Source organism: Winogradskyella sp. J14-2 (assembly GCF_001971725.1).
Taxonomy (GTDB): domain Bacteria; phylum Bacteroidota; class Bacteroidia; order Flavobacteriales; family Flavobacteriaceae; genus Winogradskyella.
Genome location: NZ_CP019388.1, coordinates 863969 through 884265, shown reverse-complemented (window position 1 = coordinate 884265; position 20297 = coordinate 863969). Strand labels below are relative to the sequence as shown.

General features: G+C 33.2%; 20 protein-coding genes. 17 read left to right on the top strand and 3 right to left on the bottom strand.

The window, feature by feature from the left end; all coding sequences use genetic code 11:
* Positions 1 to 2 precede the first annotated feature (2 nt).
* The 14 genes from BWZ20_RS04200 to BWZ20_RS04135 are packed head-to-tail and all read left to right on the top strand — an operon-like array spanning position 3 to position 15241.
* Positions 3 to 674, top strand: coding sequence for a hypothetical protein (locus BWZ20_RS04200; protein WP_076616749.1), 672 nt, complete (start codon positions 3 to 5; stop codon positions 672 to 674).
* On the top strand, positions 671 to 1348 hold the full coding sequence (locus tag BWZ20_RS04195) for a cytidylyltransferase domain-containing protein (protein WP_076616747.1): 678 nt from the start codon (positions 671 to 673) through the stop codon (positions 1346 to 1348). The genes BWZ20_RS04200 and BWZ20_RS04195 overlap by 4 nt, the downstream gene beginning before the upstream one ends.
* Positions 1338 to 2384 carry an N-acetylneuraminate synthase family protein gene (locus tag BWZ20_RS04190; protein WP_076616744.1) on the top strand — a complete coding sequence of 349 codons (1047 nt, stop codon included), beginning with the start codon at positions 1338 to 1340 and terminating at the stop codon, positions 2382 to 2384. The genes BWZ20_RS04195 and BWZ20_RS04190 overlap by 11 nt, the downstream gene beginning before the upstream one ends.
* A complete protein-coding gene (locus BWZ20_RS04185; protein WP_076616740.1) occupies positions 2384 to 3043 on the top strand; it encodes a TylF/MycF/NovP-related O-methyltransferase in 660 nt (219 codons plus the stop codon). The genes BWZ20_RS04190 and BWZ20_RS04185 overlap by 1 nt, the downstream gene beginning before the upstream one ends.
* Complete coding sequence (gene neuC / locus BWZ20_RS04180; RefSeq protein WP_076616737.1) at positions 3043 to 4167, top strand: UDP-N-acetylglucosamine 2-epimerase; 1125 nt, start codon at positions 3043 to 3045, stop codon at positions 4165 to 4167. Before BWZ20_RS04185 ends, neuC begins: the two co-directional genes overlap by 1 nt.
* A complete protein-coding gene (locus tag BWZ20_RS04175; protein WP_076616733.1) occupies positions 4160 to 5533 on the top strand; it encodes a UDP-glycosyltransferase in 1374 nt (457 codons plus the stop codon). The genes neuC and BWZ20_RS04175 overlap by 8 nt, the downstream gene beginning before the upstream one ends.
* 5 nt (positions 5534 to 5538) lie before the next feature.
* The gene (locus BWZ20_RS04170) at positions 5539 to 6705 is read left to right on the top strand and encodes a glycosyltransferase family 4 protein (RefSeq protein WP_232217140.1); all 1167 of its coding nucleotides are present in this window, start codon (positions 5539 to 5541) and stop codon (positions 6703 to 6705) included.
* Positions 6702 to 8249 (top strand): glycosyltransferase family 2 protein, encoded by a 1548-nt coding sequence (locus BWZ20_RS04165; protein WP_076616729.1) that lies wholly within the window; start codon positions 6702 to 6704, stop codon positions 8247 to 8249. The genes BWZ20_RS04170 and BWZ20_RS04165 overlap by 4 nt, the downstream gene beginning before the upstream one ends.
* A gap of 2 nt (positions 8250 to 8251) precedes the next feature.
* On the top strand, positions 8252 to 9247 hold the full coding sequence (locus BWZ20_RS04160) for a glycosyltransferase family 2 protein (protein WP_076616725.1): 996 nt from the start codon (positions 8252 to 8254) through the stop codon (positions 9245 to 9247).
* Positions 9248 to 9259: 12 nt separating this feature from the next.
* Positions 9260 to 10399 carry a glycosyltransferase gene (locus tag BWZ20_RS04155; RefSeq protein WP_076616722.1) on the top strand — a complete coding sequence of 380 codons (1140 nt, stop codon included), beginning with the start codon at positions 9260 to 9262 and terminating at the stop codon, positions 10397 to 10399.
* Complete coding sequence (locus BWZ20_RS04150; protein WP_076616719.1) at positions 10399 to 11469, top strand: glycosyltransferase; 1071 nt, start codon at positions 10399 to 10401, stop codon at positions 11467 to 11469. The genes BWZ20_RS04155 and BWZ20_RS04150 overlap by 1 nt, the downstream gene beginning before the upstream one ends.
* On the top strand, positions 11469 to 12830 hold the full coding sequence (locus BWZ20_RS04145; RefSeq protein WP_076616716.1) for an O-antigen ligase family protein: 1362 nt from the start codon (positions 11469 to 11471) through the stop codon (positions 12828 to 12830). Before BWZ20_RS04150 ends, BWZ20_RS04145 begins: the two co-directional genes overlap by 1 nt.
* Positions 12784 to 13791 (top strand): glycosyltransferase family 4 protein, encoded by a 1008-nt coding sequence (locus tag BWZ20_RS04140; RefSeq protein ID WP_076616713.1) that lies wholly within the window; start codon positions 12784 to 12786, stop codon positions 13789 to 13791. The genes BWZ20_RS04145 and BWZ20_RS04140 overlap by 47 nt, the downstream gene beginning before the upstream one ends.
* Positions 13792 to 13846: 55 nt before the next feature.
* Complete coding sequence (locus BWZ20_RS04135) at positions 13847 to 15241, top strand: sugar transferase (RefSeq protein WP_076616709.1); 1395 nt, start codon at positions 13847 to 13849, stop codon at positions 15239 to 15241.
* A gap of 2 nt (positions 15242 to 15243) precedes the next feature.
* Here the strand turns inward: BWZ20_RS04135 and BWZ20_RS04130 are convergent, their stop codons facing one another.
* On the bottom strand, positions 15244 to 16407 hold the full coding sequence (locus BWZ20_RS04130; protein ID WP_076616706.1) for a DUF4105 domain-containing protein: 1164 nt from the start codon (positions 16405 to 16407) through the stop codon (positions 15244 to 15246).
* A 13-nt stretch (positions 16408 to 16420) separates the two neighbouring features.
* A complete protein-coding gene (locus tag BWZ20_RS04125) occupies positions 16421 to 17491 on the bottom strand; it encodes a PorV/PorQ family protein (protein ID WP_076616703.1) in 1071 nt (356 codons plus the stop codon).
* A 143-nt stretch (positions 17492 to 17634) separates the two neighbouring features.
* Here BWZ20_RS04125 and BWZ20_RS04120 point away from each other — a divergent pair, with 143 nt between their 5' ends.
* The 3 genes from BWZ20_RS04120 to BWZ20_RS15385 are packed head-to-tail and all read left to right on the top strand — an operon-like array spanning position 17635 to position 19530.
* Positions 17635 to 18393 carry a CDP-alcohol phosphatidyltransferase family protein gene (locus tag BWZ20_RS04120; RefSeq protein WP_076616700.1) on the top strand — a complete coding sequence of 253 codons (759 nt, stop codon included), beginning with the start codon at positions 17635 to 17637 and terminating at the stop codon, positions 18391 to 18393.
* Between the two features lie 22 nt (positions 18394 to 18415).
* Positions 18416 to 19219, top strand: a complete 804-nt coding sequence (locus BWZ20_RS04115) for a TerC family protein (RefSeq protein ID WP_076616696.1) — start codon at positions 18416 to 18418, stop codon at positions 19217 to 19219.
* Positions 19216 to 19530, top strand: coding sequence for a hypothetical protein (locus tag BWZ20_RS15385; RefSeq protein WP_076616693.1), 315 nt, complete (start codon positions 19216 to 19218; stop codon positions 19528 to 19530). The genes BWZ20_RS04115 and BWZ20_RS15385 overlap by 4 nt, the downstream gene beginning before the upstream one ends.
* A 2-nt stretch (positions 19531 to 19532) precedes the next feature.
* On the opposite strand, the gene lptB is transcribed toward BWZ20_RS15385, so the two are convergent.
* Complete coding sequence (gene lptB, locus BWZ20_RS04105; RefSeq protein ID WP_076616690.1) at positions 19533 to 20273, bottom strand: LPS export ABC transporter ATP-binding protein; 741 nt, start codon at positions 20271 to 20273, stop codon at positions 19533 to 19535.
* Positions 20274 to 20297: the final 24 nt, after the last annotated feature.

Below are 20297 nucleotides of genomic sequence, written 5' to 3'. Positions count from 1 at the left end.
TCATGATAAAACTTAGGCCAGGTAAAGAACTAGAAATCGCAAAACATAAATTTTACGAATTTTGTCAGTATGAGGGCTGTGATCATATTTCAGGAGAATATGCATTATATATACTTTTAAATCTCTGTAAAACGTATCATATAAAATCAGTTTTAGAAATTGGTCTTGGCATTGGCTGTATAGCAGATACATTGCTTTATTATTACAATAGTATAGGTAAGCCCATCACTTACGTAGGAACCGAACCCAATGCATTCTGCTTAAATGCCTTAAAGACTAACACCAAGTTTTATAAGGATATTAAGATTTACGATAATGTAAACGAAATTAACAATAATAAGTTCGACCTCATTATAATCGATGGAGGAGATACAGACTTATTGGCTTTGGAGACTTTGGTTAAAAAAGATACGATATTGTTTGTAGAAGGATGCCGTAAAAATCAATTCGACAAGATTATGAAACTATTTCCTAAAGCCATAGCGGTAGATGTAATAAGCGTAGAAAAGAATAGAGACTACAGCCCATTTATTAAATCGCACTGGATGGGTGGAGGCCGCGTCATTTTTATTAACCCATCACTAAAAAATTATGTGCACTATTTAAAGGAAAAACTCAATACAAAAGTTAAGTATGCTCATAGAAAACGTATAGAAGCAAAAAGAAAAGCATGAGTAATGTATTAAAAAATGTAGTTGCGATAATCCCTGCCAGAGGCGGATCTAAACGTTTGGCCAATAAAAACATATTACCTTTTGGCAGTATACCACTAATTGCCCATAGTATAAAATATGCACAACACTACAACATAAAACACATTTACGTTTCTACGGACGATGCCCAAATAAAGACAATCGCTAAAGACTATGGAGCTAAAATTATAGACAGACCAAAAGCGTTAGCGCTAGATGATTCAACAACAGTATCAGTGCTTAAACATGCATTAGAGTTTTTAAAAGAACAGTTTACAGATGTAATACTACTACAACCAACCAATCCATTACGACCAAAATCCTTATTAAAAGATGCTTATAGCATCTATACACAAAACAATCTTACCAGTTTATTTACTGTAAGTAGGGATTACAAAAAGCTTGGTAAGATTAACAACGGTAACTTTATTCCGTTTAATTATACATTTGGTCAACGAAGTCAGGATTTAGAACCTTTGTACTACGAAAACGGCCTATTATACATCACCAGTAAGGAGTTGATAAAAAGGGATATTATCTTTGATGAAACGTCGTATCCGCTAGAAGTAAATCATAAATTTGCAGAAGTAGATATTGATACATTAGAGGATTTGGAGTATGCCAAGTACATATTAAACACTTATAATGACAAATAATCCATTTATAGAAATAGCAGGAAGAAAAATAGGAAGAGATTATCCTCCATTGGTAATTGCAGAAATAGGGATTAACCACGAAGGCGCTTTGTCAGTAGCCAAAGAAATGGTTGATGCAGCACATAGAGCAGGTGCAGAGATGGTAAAGCACCAAACACACATTGTAGAAGATGAAATGAGCAAAGCTGCAAAATCAGTAATTCCTGGTAATGCAGATGTGTCTATATACGAAATTATGGAGCGCTGCGCACTTAACGAAAATGAAGAGTTAGAGCTAAAAAATTATGTAGAAAGTAAAGGCATGATTTTTATCTCAACACCATTCTCTAGAGCTGCCGCAGAACGATTAAAAAAGTTTGATGTTCCTGCATATAAAATTGGTTCGGGAGAATGTAATAACTACCCACTTTTAGAACACATTGCTAAATTTGGTAAACCTGTAATTATGAGTACCGGAATGAATACCATTGAGAGTGTACAAAAAGCAGTGAACATTTTCAACAAACACAAAACACCACTCGCATTACTACATACTACCAATTTATATCCTACGCCTACACATCTGGTGCGTTATGGAGCAATGATAGAGTTGCACAAAGCTTTCCCAGATAATGTTTTTGGGCTAAGTGACCACACGCTCAACAATAATGCGTGTTTAGGTGCAGTGGCATTAGGAGCCTCCATTTTAGAGCGTCATTTTACAGACCACATGAAAAGACAAGGTCCAGATATTGTTTGTAGTATGGATGAGCATGCTTGCAGGCAGTTGGTTGCCGGTAGCCAAGAAATATGGTCTATGCGTGGTGGTACAAAACAACCAGCCGCAGAAGAAAAAGTAACTATAGACTTTGCTTTTGCAACAGTATGTACCATAGCCAATATTAAGTCTGGCGAAATATTATCAGAGAATAATATTTGGGTAAAACGACCAGGTACGGGTAAAATTTTGGCTGAACATTACAATAATTTATTAGGTAAAACCGCGACAAGAGATATTGAAGAAGGTGAGCACTTAGATTATTCAGATTTCAAATAATGGAACAATTATACGATTTAGAAAAGCGATTCGACTATGAAAATGGATTCTATGCCACTGCAGACCCTTCAAGGTTTAGCAAGTTTATTACACATTTAGAGTTTTTTAAACGTACCTCAGATATTAGAGGAGAGATTGTAGAGTTCGGAATTTTTAAAGGCAATTCTTTTTTTAGATGGATAAAGTTCAGGGATTTGTTAGAGCAAACCAGCAGTCGTAAGATTATAGGTTTTGATGTCTTTGGTGATTTTCCTGAAGCAAATTTTGAAGATGATAAATTAAGGCGAGACGCTTTTGTTAAAGAAACTAAAGGCGGAAAGAGCATTTCTAAAGATGAGTTAATACAACTTTTAGAAAAGCAGAATCTTAGAAAAAATGTTGATATCATTGAGGGTGATATCCTAAAAACATTAGAGGTTTACCTTCAAAACAATCCACAACTTAAAATTTCATTACTACATATTGACGTAGATTTATATGAGCCTACCAAATACATTTTAGAAAGCCTATACTCAAAAGTAACCAAAGGCGGCATCATTATTTTAGATGACTATGGTGCTTTTGCAGGCACAAATAAAGCCGTTGATGACTTCTTCAAAGACCAAGTAGAAGTTAAAAAATTACCTTACTCTAACGCCATCTCATACATTGTTAAATAATGAAACGCAGACTAGTTTTTTTAACAGGTACTAGAGCAGATTTTGGAAAGATAAAAGCTTTAATCCAAGCAGTCGAAAATCACGACGCGTTTGAACCCTACATATTTGTTACTGGTATGCATATGATGCACGAGTATGGTTACACACTTATTGAGGTTGAACGTTGCGGTTTTAAAAACGTAGCAACGTTTAAAAACCATACTGATGAAGCCACTATGGACTTAACGCTAGCTAAGACCATAAACGGATTTTCAGAGTACATAAAAACGATTAAACCAGATCTCATCGTAGTACATGGAGATAGAGTAGAAGCCCTAGCAGGTGCCATTGTCGGTAGTTTAAATAATATTTTGGTGGCACATATTGAAGGCGGTGAAATATCAGGAACTATAGACGAACTTATTAGGCACTCCGTATCAAAACTAAGCCATATTCATTACACTTCTAACGAAGAAGCCAAAAAGCGATTAATGCAAATGGGAGAGTTAGAGCACTCAATTTTTACAATAGGCTCGCCAGATGTAGATATTATGTTTTCAGACAATCTGCCAAATATAGCCGAGGTTAAGGAGTACTATGGGATTGAATTTGAAAACTATGCTGTTGCAATGTTTCATCCTGTAACTACAGAAATAGAACGCATAGAAAAAAAAGCGCTCGAATTTGTTAATGCACTTATAGAGAGTAACAGAAATTACGTGGTTATATACCCAAATAATGATTTAGGTAGTAAATATATTTTAAAATCTTACGAAAAGTTAAATGAAAATAAGAGATTTAAGGTTTATCCATCCATTAGGTTTGAGTATTTTTTAACACTACTTAAAAATTCAAAATTTATAATAGGTAACAGTAGTGCAGGTGTTAGAGAAGCTCCATATTATGGCATACCAACCATTAATATTGGCAGCAGACAACTTAATAGAGTCAACTCTAAAAAAATTATTAATGTGGCTTGTAATACATCAGAAATTTTACAGGCTTTTAATCAGTTGGGTAGCATATCTCAAGATAAAAAAGATAATTTTGGCGACGGCAATAGTGCAGAGTTGTTTATAAGAACTTTAGAGTCAACAAAAGTATGGTCCATAAACCATCAAAAGCAATTTCAAAATTATGGGTAAACCACGTATTCTAGTTTTATTAACAGATGGTGTTAGCCTCAGAAACTTTGCATACACTTCGTTTTATAAAAAAGCAGAAGAAGCCGGTTACGACATTATGTTTTGGGATGGTACAGCATTTGACATTTCAAGTTTAGGATATAAAACCACAAAACTACCACCTCCTAAATTACATTTTCTTACAAGTGTTTTTAAAAACGCACGTAAGCATGTAGAGTTAAATTGTTTTGCGCGGAGAGATAAAGACCCAATCTATCATGCCTATAAATTTCCTTGGTCTTACAAGGGTGTTAAGAACATTATCAGGACAATTCTATCTAAGATTTTAATTTTTTTCTGTAATACCGAAAGTGGTCTAAAATGGTTAAGACTTAAGACTAACAAACTAGAATGCAGAACAGCATATTATAAAAGTTGTGTTAAAACGCTTAAAGCAATTAATCCAGATGTGGTCTATAACACAAGTCAAAGATCTGTTTTGGCTATTGCACCGATTGAAGCAGCTAAAGCCTTAAATATTAAAACAATAGGTTTTGTGTTTTCTTGGGATAATTTACCCAAATCCACGTTAGATGTTATTACAGATGAGTATCATGTTTGGAGTGACCTTATGAAATTTCAACTATGCAACTATCACCGATTTATTAAAGATCATCAAGTATCTGTTACTGGTACACCTCAATTTGAGCCTTATTATAATGCTGCTGAAGGCTTAACTAAAGATCAATTTTATAATGCATACCATCTCAATAAGGATTACAATTATCTATGCTTTAGTGGCGATGATATTACAACGAGTCCAAAGGACCATTTGTACCTAAGGGACGTCGCCAAATCGGTAAGAGAGCTCAATAATAAAGGACATAAAATAGGGTTGATTTTTAGACGTTGCCCAGTAGATTTTTCGTCTCGCTACGATACTGTTTTAAACGACTTTAAGGATGTTGTAGTCCCAATTGAGCCTCAATGGAAGCAGTATGGTGGTCAATGGAATCAAATTTTTCCAGAAGCTAAGGATAGTGTCTTATTGACGCATTTGGCCAAATATTGTGTAGGAGTCATTAATTTAGGATCCTCAATGGCTTTCGATTTTGCTACGCATCATAAGCCATGTGCTTATCTGAATTACCATTATGATGCCGAATTAAATATTAAAAAAGGTGTTAAAGTATATAACTATATCCATTTTAGATCACAACCTAGTAGAGGTGTTGTTGTTTGGTTGGATAGCCCAGATATGGAATCAGATGTATTAAGAATGATAGAATCGTCAGATAAAATTGCTGAAGCGGCAAACAAATGGTTTCAAATAGTAAACACAGCACCTTTTGATAAGGCGTCGGAACGGATTTTAAAAGCGCTTTAATGCCAATGGAGTCAAACAAAAAGTTGCACATAGGGTTTATCACAATGGAGTATCCACATCCATCTACAGGTAATTCTGGTGGTTTGGGCACCAGCATAAAACATTTAGTATTAGCGCTGTCTAAAGAAGGCCATAACGTTAGTGTATTTGTTATGGGGCAAAACAAAGATGAAATCATCAAAGAAAATAATATTAAGCTCTATAAGATAAAACACAGAACGTTTATTGCACTTAATTGGTTGTTGTACAGGCGCTATGTAAATAAGCGTATCAATACTATTTGCATAGAAGAAGGTATTGAGCTTTTAGAAGCGCCAGATTGGACAGGTATCACAGCTTTTATGAAGTTTAAGTTACCACTAGTTATAAGATTTCATGGCAGCGATACCTACTTTTGCCATTTAGAAAAACGTCCTCAAAAATGGAAAAACCGTTTTTTGGAGCAAAAAGCCATCAAAGCAGCAGATGCTTACATAGCACCAACTGATTTTGCAGGTGAGCAAACCAAACGGTTATTCCGTTTAAAAGAAAATAGAATAAAGACTATTCATTACGGTATAACATTAGATGATTTTAAAAACGATAACCCTTCGGTTTTTGAACCCAATACTATACTTTACATAGGCACCGTTATAAGAAAAAAAGGAGTTTTAGAATTGGCATCAATTTTTAATCTAGTTATAGATTCTAACCCTAATGCAAAACTAATTTTGGTCGGTGCAGATAGTGCAGATATACAGACGGGTAATGCATCTACTTATTCGTTATTTAAAGCAAAATTATCCTCAAAAGCCTTAAATCATACTACGTATTTGGGTAAGGTACCTTACAGTAATGTTAAGGATTATATAAAAAGTGCTCATGTTTGTGTTTTTCCTTCTTTTGCAGAGACCTTAGGGATGGTTACCATAGAGTCTATGGCTTTACAAAAGGCAGTAGTTAATACTAATATTGGTTGGGCAAAATCGTTAATAGACGATGGTAAAAATGGTTATTTAGTACATCCTAGCCAACATCAGTTATACGCTTATAGAATTATTGAATTACTAAACGATATACCAAAATGTATTGAAATTGGTAAGGCTGCTAGATTAAAAGTAGATAAGGAGTTTAACATGACGTTTCAGGCTAGAAAAAATATTGAGTTTTACAAAAAACTTATAAGCAAGTGATTGAAGTAAAACATAATGGCTATAAAATTATAGATTTATATAAAAATGGAAGGCGTGTTGAACTTTCGGGTATAGACAATAATCAAACTTTAATTAATCAAATATATGTTGTTGCTGCCCACCACCAAGACGAAGTCTTATTATGGTACCAAGAGCGTCTTCAAACTTGTATAAACAGAGAATATATCTTAAATAATTTTAAGCCTCATTTTATGTGGTCATATACCACGTTGCCTTACATAGGCTGTAAAATCGGTTATGTTGAAGATTCACCATTCATAAATGTAGATAAAAGTGTGAAGTATTCTACTTGGTTAATGGGAAGTGATTGTGGTGTTATTCATTCAAAAAATTTATTAAAATTTCGCCATACAGTTAATGACAAAAATTTCGATTTTGCACTTAATTCTATAGCAAAGTTAGGCATGGCTGTTGGTCTGTGGTGTTATTCTGTACCTCAGTTGCTATCTAACAGAGTAAATATTAAGCATAAAACTGCAAGCATATATGATCTCTATAGGTTTATTGCGTTGCACTACAAAAAAAGATGGCTTGTTTTATTTTTTATTAATCTTTTGATTTACGAAAAACGACTTACAGTTTTAGGATGCTTTTATGGCGTTGTTTTTAAGAAGCGTAAGATTGATTTTAGTGTGCTACCTACCGTGGACAATACTAACATTAAAACTACAAATCCATCTATAGATGTTATTATACCAACAATGGGTAGAAAGACCTATCTGTATAACTTCCTGAAAGACCTAAAGTTACAATCCATTTTACCGACTAAAATTATTATTGTAGAGCAGAATCCAGATAAAACATCAAGCTCAGAATTAGATTACATATACAACGAAACATGGCCTTTTAAAATAGTTCATAAGTTTATTCATAAGACAGGAGCATGTAATGCGCGCAATATGGCCTTAGACCTTATAACGTCTAACTATGTTTTTTTTGCAGATGATGATATTAGAATAAACGACACATCATTATTACAGCAGGCACTAGTATATTTACAGCAGTTGGGCACTAATGTTCTTAATTTTGCATGCCTACAACTAAATGAGATTGACCAAACAAAAGTGATAATACAATGGGCAGCTTTTGGTTCTGGTTGCAGTATAGTAAATGCAGGTGTCCTTAAAACCCTCAGGTTTAATATGGCTTTTGAGCATGGTTATGGTGAAGATGTTGATTTTGGAATGCAGTTAAGACGCATTGGCGAAGACATTATCTATATATCACAGCTAAAATTACTACATCTAAAGGCACCTCTGGGTGGTTTTAGAGCTTCAAATTTAAAAGAGAATATCAAAAACACGGCGTTGCCACCCAAACCATCACCTAGTATTATGCTTTTTAGAAAGTTGCATCATACCAAAACACAACTTTTAGGATATAAGACTATTTTGTGTCTTAAATATTATAAGCATCAACATATTAAGAACCCAATTGCATATCTTAAACGTTTTAGGAAGCGTTGGCAAGTGAGCGAATCCATGGCGCAAGCGCTAATTCATAAAAAACAGAAGCCAAGATAATTATGAACTTTAGTTTAATCATTTGCACATACAATCGTTCTTTGGCTCTAGAAAAACTGCTTAAATCTGTTTTAAAGCAAACGTTATATCCCAATTATGTGCTAATTATTGATGCTTCAGAAAATGAAAAAACAAAGCATTTAGTATCTAATGGTAATTTTATAAATACAGAATATTATAAGGTAGGTGAAAAAGATAAAGGCCTAACAAAGCAACGTAATTATGGTATAAGTAAACTAGAAAAAGATACTGAAGTTGTTTGTTTTTTAGATGATGATACCATTTTAGAACCTAACTATTTTAACAGACTTATAAATACCTATAAACAATACCCAACGGCAATTGGTGTAGGAGGGTATATCACCAATGAGGTAGACTGGCATAAGCGTAAACATATTAAAGCACCAAGTTTATTTTGCTTTGATGGGTACTGTCGTATAGAACCACTTCGATTTAGGATACGTGCTAAATTTGGATTACAGCCAGATAGACCTCCGTGTTATTTACCAACATTTGGTCATGGTAGATCTGTGAGTTTTTTACCTCCAACAGGAAAAACTTACGAGGTAGAATTATTCATGGGTGGTGTAGCCTCTTATAGAACTGAAGTTTTTGACCAGATAACCTTTTCAGAGTACTTTGAAGGCTACGGATTGTATGAAGATGCTGATTTTTGTTTACGTTTATCTAAAATTGGGAAATTATATGTTAATACATCAGCCAGGCTAGGGCATTACCACGAACCTTCGGGTAGACCTAGTACTTACAAATACGGAAAAATGGTAGTTAGAAATGGCTGGTACGTTTGGCGCGTAAAATACAATAATGTAAATTTAAAATCTATCCTTAAATGGTATGCAACAGAGGCACTATTAATGGTGCTGGCGTTTATAAGTGCTGTAAAAAGTAAAGATAAAGTAAACACTGCAAAGGAAGGTTTTGGTAGATTTGTAGGGCTGTTGAAGTTGATAGTTTCTAAACCCAAAATTAATAGTTAAAAAACCCAATAATTGAAAAATAGACCGAGAACATTAGCAATTTTCACTTTAGTAACCCACAAAAAAAAAGAAGGTAAGCTCTATGGTTACAGTCCCTATGTAAGTGAAATAAATATGTGGTCCAGTCATTTTGAAAACATCATAGTAGTTGGATGCTTTAGTAAGTCTAAAGACATAGATAGGTTAGAAAAACCTTATGCTCATAACAATGTAGAGCTTCTAGAGGTTCCGGTGTTTAATATAAAATCAATCTTAGGAGTAATAAAACTAGTCCTTAACTTGCCTCTCATGGTATATAAAATGGCCAAGGCAATGCAACGTGCAGATCATTTACATTTTCGTTGTCCGAGTAATGTATCTGCCGTTGCAGCTTTAATTCAAGTCTTTTACCCTAAAAAAAACAAGACTACTAAGTATGCTGGTAATTGGGACCCTAAAAGTAATCAACCAATGGGCTATCGTTTTCAGAAATGGTTGTTGAGTAATACCTTGTTAACCAAGAATATGAAAGTCTTAGTATATGGTGATTGGAAAGATAAATCAAGCTATGTCGTTCCATTTATGTCTGCTACATATAATGAGTCTGAAAAAATTGAGTATAAAAAACGAGATTTTTCAGGCCACTTAAAATTTGTTTTTACAGGCGCGATGGTTACGGGTAAAAGACCCTTGTTAACAATAAAGATTATTGAAGCTCTTATACATAATGGATTTAGTTCAGAACTACATATGTTTGGAGATGGGCCTTTAATAGATGATGCTAAGTCTTATATTAAATCACATGGCCTTGAAGATGCGGTATTTATTTACGGAAATCAACCAAAGGAGCAAGTAAAGCAATGTTTACTCAATGCACACTTCACAATTTTACCATCAAAAAGTGAGGGATGGCCTAAAGCCATAGCTGAGGGTATGTTTTTTGGTGCCATACCGATTTCTACAAAAATTTCATGTTTGCCTTGGATTTTAGATTTTGGTAAGCGTGGTATATTAATTGAGCCAAGCGCCGATAGTGCTGTAAAAATTATTATAGATGAACTTGAAAAAGGCGATTTACATCTAAATCAATTATCAAAAAAAGCACTAGAATGGTCTCAACAATATACTGTTGATAAGCTAGAGTTAGAAATTAGTAAATTAGTTAATAACTAATGCGAGTACTTCAATTAATAGATACCTTAGATGCTGGCGGCGCAGAGCGCATGGCCGTTAATTTAGCTAATGCATTATCTGGTAGCGTAGACGCCTCTTATTTATGTGCAACCCGTAAAGAAGGACTATTAAAAGAAAGTTTAGACAAAGATGTTAGGTTTTTATTTTTAAAAAAGAAAGGAACTTTCGATATTAAAGCAATGCTAAGATTACATGCTTTTATAAAGAGTGAAAAAATAAATATTATCCATGCGCATTCTAGTTCTTTTTTTTTAGCAACACTCGTGAGTTTATTCTTAAATAATATAAAAGTTATATGGCACGATCATTACGGTGATAGTGAATATCTATCAAAAAGACCTAGAAGCATTCTAAAGTTATGCTCCTATTTCTTTTCTCATAGTTTTGCAGTAAACGATACGTTACTTCAATGGGCAAAAAAACACTTAAATAACTCATCTGTAAGCTATCTTCCAAACTTTATAATATTTGAGAAACATTCATTATTAAAAACCAAGTTAAAAGGACAACGAGGAAAAAGAATTGTTTGTTTGGCAAACTTAAGACCACAAAAAGACCATTTCAATCTTATTGAAGCCTTTAGTAAAATAGAGAAGAAATTTCCAGAATATACATTACATTGTGTTGGAGCAAGCTTTAATGATGATTATTCAAAAAAAGTATATAGTTTAGTAAAGAGCTTACAACTATCTCACAAAGTATTTTTTTATGGTAGTTGCGCGGACGTTAAAGCAATGTTATCGCATTGTAATATAGGTGTTTTGTCTTCTAAGTCAGAGGGTTTACCTTTAGCACTTTTAGAATACGGTGAAGCTAGGTTAGCCGTAGCGGCAACAAATGTTGGCGATTGTAAGAAGGTTGTTAGGTCTGGCCTTTCTGGTCTATTGGTTCCAAAAGAAAATTCTGTGGCTTTAGCGAAAGCCTTAGAAGATCTCATAACTAACAAAATTGAGTCAAAAAACATGGGCTTGGCGCTTAGAGATACGGTTTATAATAAGTACTCTCAATTTGCCACATTAAAATTAGTATTAGGAGTATATAACAACTAATGGATAAAGAGATAAATTATATTGGTTTAGTGGTTTTACATATTGTCATAGGTGTATTAATTTATGCCTTACCAATATTAAGACAACCCTTTTATCTAGCTGTTATTGTTTTCTTTTTTATAAGGATCATTACAGCTAAAGAATCTAAAAAAACCATAACAGTTTTATTTGCTTGTTGTTACATTATTTCTGGTGAGTCCCTTTTTAGAATGACTGGTGGTGGCCTTTTCTATGAAATCTCTAAATATTTAGTAATACTGTTTGCTATTTTTGGTATGTTTTACTCTGGTATTTCTAACAAAGCTTACCCATACTTTTTTTATCTTATAGCTCTAGTGCCAGCCGTTGTTTTGGCATCTGTTAATCTTGGTTATGACTTACGGTTTAGAAGTTCCGTAGCGTTTGTATTAAGTGGTCCAGTGTGTTTAGGAATTAGTGCTTTATATTGTTATGATAAACCCATAAAAAAATCCGAATTATTAGATATTATTAAGTACATAGGGCTACCCATAGTATCAATGACAACATACCTTTTCTTGTATTCACCCACCATAAAAGAAATAATATCTAGTACAGCATCAAATTTTGCTGCTTCTGGTGGTTTTGGACCTAATCAGGTTTCTACCATTCTGGGACTTGGTATTTTTGCGTTTACGGTACGCTTCTTTTTAAACTCTCCAACACTATTATTAAAATTAGTAAACGGAGTTATAATTTTGGCAATATCATTTAGAGCTTTAGTAACTTTTAGTCGTGGTGGTGTCCTTACGGCACTTTTAATGATTGTTATATTCTTATTTTTCTTATACCTAAAATCAGGTTACAAGCAAAAGCAGCGTATTATATTCACCTTTTTGTTATTTTGCTTTTTTGGTGCATTCTCATGGCTATTGAGCAAAAACCAAACCAATGACCTTATAGAAAAGCGTTATTCTAACCAAGATGCCGCTGGGCGATCTAAAGAAGATCTTACAACAGGTCGCGCAGATCTGTTTTTTAATGAGTTAGAAGGGTTTATGAACGAACCTTTTCTTGGTGTTGGAGCTAGCGGTATGAAAAAAATTAGGTTAGATAAAGAAGGACAAATTATTGCCTCGCATAATGAAATTAGTAGATTATTGTCTGAACACGGAATATTTGGTATACTAATAATATGTATCCTCATATTTAAGCCCTTAAGTATAAGGGAAAGGTCTACCAATAATATATTCTTTTATGCCTTTTTAGTTTTTTGGTTTGCTACAATAAACCATTCTGCAATGCGTTTGGCAGCACCAGGTTTTGTATACGCTTTGTCACTGTTAAATATTATTGATGATAAGACTATTTTACATAGGAAACGCCTTGTCTCAAAAGGGTAAAAACGCAACTTCTGTAGAAACATTAAGTTTTCGTTTAAGGCAATTCTGCGAAGTAAAAACCGCATCTGATAAACAAAACATAGTTTTAAGACTATTAGATATGGTATTTTTAGTTTTAAGACATTGCAGAAAAACAGATTTCGTACTTATAGATACCTACAGCACCTTAAATTTTTACTATGCATTTATAATCAGTCAGATGTGTAGAATGCTAAGAATAAATTATATCCCAATTCTACATGGTGGAAATCTTGAAAAACGTTTAAAAGAAAACCCAAAAATGAGTAGAATGATTTTTGGTAATGCGTATAAGTTAGTATCGCCTTCAAATTTCTTAAAAGAACGTTTTCAAAGCTTTGGTTATCAAAATGTTGAATTTATTCCTAATACCATAGAAATAAATGATTTTGAGTTTTTTAATAGAAACATAGAACATATTAAATTATTCTGGTTAAGATCGTTTTCTAAAATTTATAACCCAAAATTAGCTGTTTTAATACTAGATAGCCTTACAAAAAAAGGACACGATGCTCAGCTATGTATGGTAGGACCAGATAGTGATGGTAGTTTAAATGAAACCAAACAATTAGTTAAAAAACTCAATCTTAATGTAAAGTTCACAGGAAAACTACCAAAAAACGAATGGGTTGAGCGCTCTAAAGACTATAATATTTTTATCAATACCACAAATTTTGATAATACGCCAGTAAGTGTTATTGAAGCAATGGCACTAGGCTTACCCGTAGTTTCAACCAACGTAGGTGGTTTACCTTTTTTAATAACTCACAACAAAGAAGGCATCTTAGTTTCACCAAATGATGTAAACGCAATGGTAGATGCGATCATAAAATTAAAACAAAACAAAAATTTTAAAGATAAATTGGTAATAAACGCGCGTAAAAAAGTAGAAAATTTTGATTGGAAAGAGATAAGAGCTCAATGGAAAAGGCTTTTGTCTTAATTTGAAGATAAAAATCAATTGATGTTAGTATATTTACACTACCAATTAACCAATCATGGCCCATAAGAAAGGCATCCATTTTGAAGTATCAGAACGAAAGATTCTTCTAAGAATCATGGATATTGTCATGGTAATCCTTGCCCTATATGTCTTACATTTATACCCTAAGTTTGAATATTTGCGCTTTGATGCCGAAAACGTAATTTCTTTAACATTATTGGGAATCTACCTTATCATTTTTGGAACCATTTTTGAACTTTACGACCTTCAAAAAGCCAGTAAATTTGACACAACTTTTAGAAACGTAGTTATTACAACCTCTACAGTTGTTCTATTTTATCTATTAACACCAGTTTTATCGCCCAACTTGCCCGAGAAACGTATTCAGATTGTCTATTTCTATCTAGCCCTAATTATTTCCATTTTACTGTGGCGCTTGGTATATATTAACCTCATTGAATCGCCAAGATTTTATAAACGGGTTCTTTTAGTTGGCGAAATATCTAATATAGATGGTTTGGTTAGAGCTCTAAATACAACAGATCCAAACTATAAAATTATTGGTTTTATAAACAGTGAAGCCTCTACACCAGAGTCTGTAAAATTTAAGGGTCTAAAAGAGTATGAATCTAAAGATTTTCTCAATGTAATAGAGAAAGAAAGAATATCTGAAGTGTTGGTGGCCAGTTTTAACTCAGAAGCTATTATAGCAGAGGTCTATCACGATCTTATGATGCTGTTAGAGCGAGGTTTTAAAATAAGAGAGTACACCCAGGTATATGAAGAACTTTTGCATAGAGTCCCAATTCAGTTTGTTGGTAAGGATTTTTACAAATACTTTCCCTTTAGCAGAAGTAATGAAAATAAACTGTATATCTTTTTTCAAAGAGCTTTCGATATTTTATTAGCAATTACAGGTCTATTCATTGGTATGGTCATTTTACCAATTATATTAATTGGAAATATAATAGGAAATAAAGGACCACTACTATACACCCAGGAGCGCGTTGGTAGAAACGGAAAGCCATTTAAAATCCTTAAACTTCGAACAATGATTGTTAATGCCGAAAAAGACGGTGTTAAATGGGCAAAGAAAAATGATAAACGTATTACTAAGTTTGGTAAGTTTTTAAGAAGATCTCGTCTAGATGAAATACCTCAGTTTTATAATGTGTTAAAAGGCGATATGAGTGTTATTGGACCAAGACCTGAGCGTCCTTTCTTTGTAAATGAACTATCACGCATTATACCATTTTATGAAACAAGACATATTATTAAACCTGGTCTCACAGGTTGGGCTCAGGTTAAAACAAGATATGGATCATCAATAGATGATAGTCTTACTAAATTACAATACGATTTATACTACATTAAGCACAGAAGTATATTCTTAGATTTTAATATTGCTATAAAAACACTTAGTACCATTTTATACTACAGAGGTCAGTAATCCTATTTGTTGTAGAATTTCACTAAATAGATATAGCGTATTACCAATGCTATAAGTAAGGGAATTATAGTAATGGCAAATACCTGTACACCAATAATCCAATGTAGAGTCATAAGGCAAAGCATTATAATGAGGAATTTAAGGTAACCTTTAAACCAGTTTTTAATTTTGTTTTTTAGTAATTGTCCAATAACCAAAATATTGAAAGGAAAAGCCCAAAGTAGATTGTAATTTTGCCAAGTTGCTGTATGGTCTGTTGCAAACCATAAAAACAATAAAACAACACCTATTAGACCAGTAATAGCAAAAAGCAAAATATCTAACCATTTTGTACGTTTGCGTTGTTTAAGGTCTTTAAATGTTATAAGCAAAATAACAATTGAGAGCAGTCCAAAAAAAATAAATGGACTTAAGAGGAAAGTAGAAGTCTGTTTTTCTTCTCTTTTTTTAAAAAGTATGGACTCAGACGTTACCAAATTAGCTTCTCCGTTAATTTTAGAAACTTCAAAAAAAGAATAAATATACTTTGGTAAAAACATATATTCATAAGCAGAAGCTTCTCTATCCACAACAGACCCAAGAGCAATATCAATACCTACACTTCCCCAAGAATTTTTGTCTACATGCTCATAAATAAGTGCTCTAAAAGTTTTTTGCTCAAAGTTACTAGGTCTTTTATAGCTTACGGTACTTTTGGTAACTTTAGACAAAACATCTCTGATTTTTGTAGCACAGTTATCATAGAAAAAATCATACAAATACTTTCTATTCTCTGGTTTATAATTGTTTTCTAAATAATCGAAAAGTTTTTGTTGCTGTTGGCTAGATAAGTTTAAAACTTGTTCTTTAATGGTTCTATTTTCTTGTGAGTAATAGTTAAAAATATCATCAAAAAAGTGTCTGCTTATAAGGTAATTGAGTTTTCCTCTAGCAAATTTTAAATAAAAATTTGGCGCATCAAAATCATATTGTCCGTAGCCATACACAATATCTATACCTTTAGCTTTGTCTTTTATTCTAAAAGCATTATGGCCAAACGCATCATTTAGGCTTTTACCTGGTCCAAAGGTTAAAACGGACACTTCGGCATCGTTAGATAACTGAAATTGAAATGCAAAAGAAATAGAAAGAATGAAACATGCTAATAGCGATAGTTTTATTTTCATGAGCTCTGATTAACTACCTAAAAATACTAAAATCTATTTTTAGTGAAAATACATTAGAATAGAGTGCCGCACTTTGGTCGCCAATATCTGTAAATGCATAATCTATTTGTATGCCTTTGTATTTAAACCCAACCCCAAAATTTGGCTGAAACGTTAAATTTTCAGAATTATCTATTTGTAATTCATTTTGAAAATTACCAACACCACCTCTCAAAAAAACCAAATCTGTATATCCAAACTCAAACCCTAAGGCAGGGTTTATGCTTGCAAAAGATGTTGAAATAATATCGTTATTTTCTTCAAAGCGTACATTAAGATTTGCGGCAGCGAGTAAGGAATAATCATAATTAAAAATCCATTTTTTAGACATTCCTAATTCTAATTTTGGTATTGTAATTTCTGTGGTTTCTGGTAGCTCCTGGTTTTGTCCTTCAACGGCACCGCTTATTTGTTCAAACTTTTCCTCGTTAATGGACCATGTGTTGTATGTGGTTGTAATGTCTCTAGCCATAAAGCCAAATTTCCAACCCGATTTGTTTTCAAACTGAATACCAGCATCTAATCCAAATCCCCAAGAGGATGCAAAGTCGCCAATAATTCGACGAATTATTTTTGCGTTTACACCAAAATTAAGCCCATCTAAAGGTAATTTTCTTGCATAAGAGAAGGTTAATCCATAGTCTGCAGTAGAGAAGGTGCTTATTCTATCATAGTTTATATTACCTTCATCATCGATTAATTGTGTAGTGTCTAAGATATCGTCAACTCCAAATCTAATAAGAGAAACTGCAACGGCACTGCGTTTGTCCAAAGCCATGCCATAAGCAATGTAGTTATAGTTAGCAATATTTGCAAAATAGCTAGAGTGCATTAGGGCGAGTTGGTTATCTTCAAGATGTACTAGTCCAGCCGGATTCCAATATCCAGAATTAACATCTGCAGTTTGCGAGACCACAGCATTACTCATCCCTAAAGCAGCCGCATCTACACCAATATTCATAAATTCATTAGAATATTTTCTTGTCGTTTGCGTATAAGCGAAAGTGGTAATAAGCGTTAAGAGAATTACGACGTAATTTTTCAACAGCAAAATTTTTTACAAATATGCACAATTTTTCTATGTATTTAACTGTAAAAATGTCTTCTTATTGTTCTGTAATGGGCACAATTTGAAAAAAATAATAAGCTAAGCTCAAATACTTTTATATTTTTACAAAAATTATATTTATGAGTTTTAAGCGGCACATTCCTAATATAGTTACACTTCTAAATTTATTTTCAGGATGTATCGCTATAATATTTGCAGTACATGGTAATTTTATTGTGGCTGCTTTTTTTGTGTTTTTAGGTATCTTTTTTGATTTTTTTGATGGTCTTTTAGCAAGAAAATTAGGTGTGCAAAGTCCTTTAGGTATTCAGTTAGATTCTTTAGCAGATCTCGTAACGAGTGGTGTAGTGCCTGGTATTGTTATGCTTAAATTAATAGCATGGTCAGTAGGCGTTAATGATATTTTAACTTACGAAGAAAGTTGGACTGATACAATGTATTGGAAAGCATTTAACATTTCCTATACACCTTTAATTGGTCTTTTAATTCCATTAGGATCAGCATATAGACTGGCCAAGTTTAATTTAGACGAAGACCAGCAAACCTATTTTAAGGGATTGCCTGTGCCGGCTAATACATTACTTATTTTATCATTACCACTTATTTTAGAATATCAGAATAATGATTTGATGAACACCATCATTATTAATAAATGGTTTTTAATTGCACTGACACTTATTAGTTGCTATCTCCTAAATTCTAACATAAAATTGTTTGCCCTAAAATTTAAAGATTGGAGCTTTGAGAGTAACGCAGTAAGATATCTATTTTTAATTACAAGTTTAGTGCTATTGGTGGTGCTTCAATTTGCCGCAATACCAATAATTATAGCTCTTTACATCATTTTATCTTTAATTACTAAAAACGCTATTAACTAAATAACAAACACATCACCAAAAAATGGCACAAGTTATTTTTACGCTCTTAATGCTGGTAATGCTTCAGGCAGTACTCGGGTTTGATAATTTGCTTTACATCTCTTTAGAATCTAAAAAAGCACCCTTAAGTGAACAAAAACGAGTAAGAAAGGTAGGTATACTCATAGCTATTGTATTGAGAATTGTTCTGCTATTTGTATTAGTATCACTGATAAAATATTTTCAAGAACCATTTTCATTTTTAACTGGCCATATCGAGGACGTTTTAGAGTTTGCCTTTAATGGTCATAGCTTAATAGTTTTAGCAGGTGGTGGTTTTATTATATATACCGCAATAAAAGAGATTTGGCACATGATCTCTACAAAAGAGCTCACTATAGATCAGATGGCCACAGGTAAAGGGTCTAAGTCGGCCAATGCTGTTGTAGTGAGTATAGTTATTATGAACTTGGTTTTTTCTTTCGATTCTATATTGGCAGCTATTGGGTTAACACGCGAGATAGAAAACGCAACAACAGCTTTCATCGTTATGGCAATAGCTATAATAGCAAGTGGTCTTTTGATGTTAATTTTTGCTAATAAAATATCTACTTTTCTATCCAAAAATAGAATGTATGAAGTACTAGGATTGTTTATTTTATTCATTGTTGGTATTATGCTTATTACAGAAGGGGGCCATTTAGCACACCTCAAAATTTTTGGAAATGAGATTGTACCGATGAGTAAAACAACATTCTATTTTGTTATTGCAGTATTGGTTGTAGTAGATGTTGTACAAGGACGCTATCAAAAAAAATTAATAAAACAAGAAATCACAGAAAAATGAAAAAAAAGCTTAAGCTCAGACCGTTTCTCATCGTTTTTTTTACACTAATGGTGATTCAATTTTCGATTGTCTTTTTGGACGTTCAGTTAACAAAAATTAGGAGTGATCTTACCTCAATTACAAATGTGGTAATTGCTGTTTTTAGTTTGCCAATAAGTGGTATTCACAGAAATTTACCATTTTATGTCAATGAAAGTTTATACATAAGAGCTATATTTTGGATTGTAAATCTTTTTATACAATCTGCAATAGTATATTTACTCATTTTAGGCTTTAAAAGGCTTAGAAGAAAATTAAAGAAATTAGCTTAAGCTTAAAATTCTAATTTCTTTTTACGAAGTTCAAAGTTTTGCCCAAGGTATACTTTACGCACCATTTCATCACTGGCAAGCTCTTCTGGTTTTCCAGCTTTTAGGATGCCACCTTCAAACATCAGGTAAGTTCTGTCTGTAATGGCAAGTGTTTCTTGTACGTTATGGTCTGTAATAAGAATACCGATATTCTTTTTGGTGAGTTTAGCCACAATACGCTGAATATCTTCTACCGCAACGGGATCTACACCTGCAAAGGGTTCATCTAACAATATAAAGCTTGGGTCTGTAGCGAGCGCACGAGCAATTTCGGTACGACGACGCTCTCCACCAGAGAGCAAATCTCCACGGTTGGTTCTTATATGACCAAGACCAAACTCTTCAATTAGAGATTCCATTTTTTCATACTGTTCTTTTTTGCTTAGTTTAGTCAGCTGAAGCACGCTCAAAATATTATCTTCAATACTTAATTTTCTAAAAACAGAAGCTTCTTGTGCCAAATAACCAATACCATTTTGTGCACGCTTATACATTGGGTATTTGGTAATGTTTGTGTTATCTAAATAGATATTTCCACCATTAGGTTTAATAATACCAACTATCATATAAAATGAAGTGGTTTTACCAGCACCATTAGGCCCAAGTAAACCTACAATTTCACCTTGATTCACCTCAAGGGAAACGTCTTTTACAACTTTTCGTCCGCTGTAGGACTTCATTAAATTTTCTGCGCGTAACTTCATACTATTTCTAAGAACGCTAAAAAT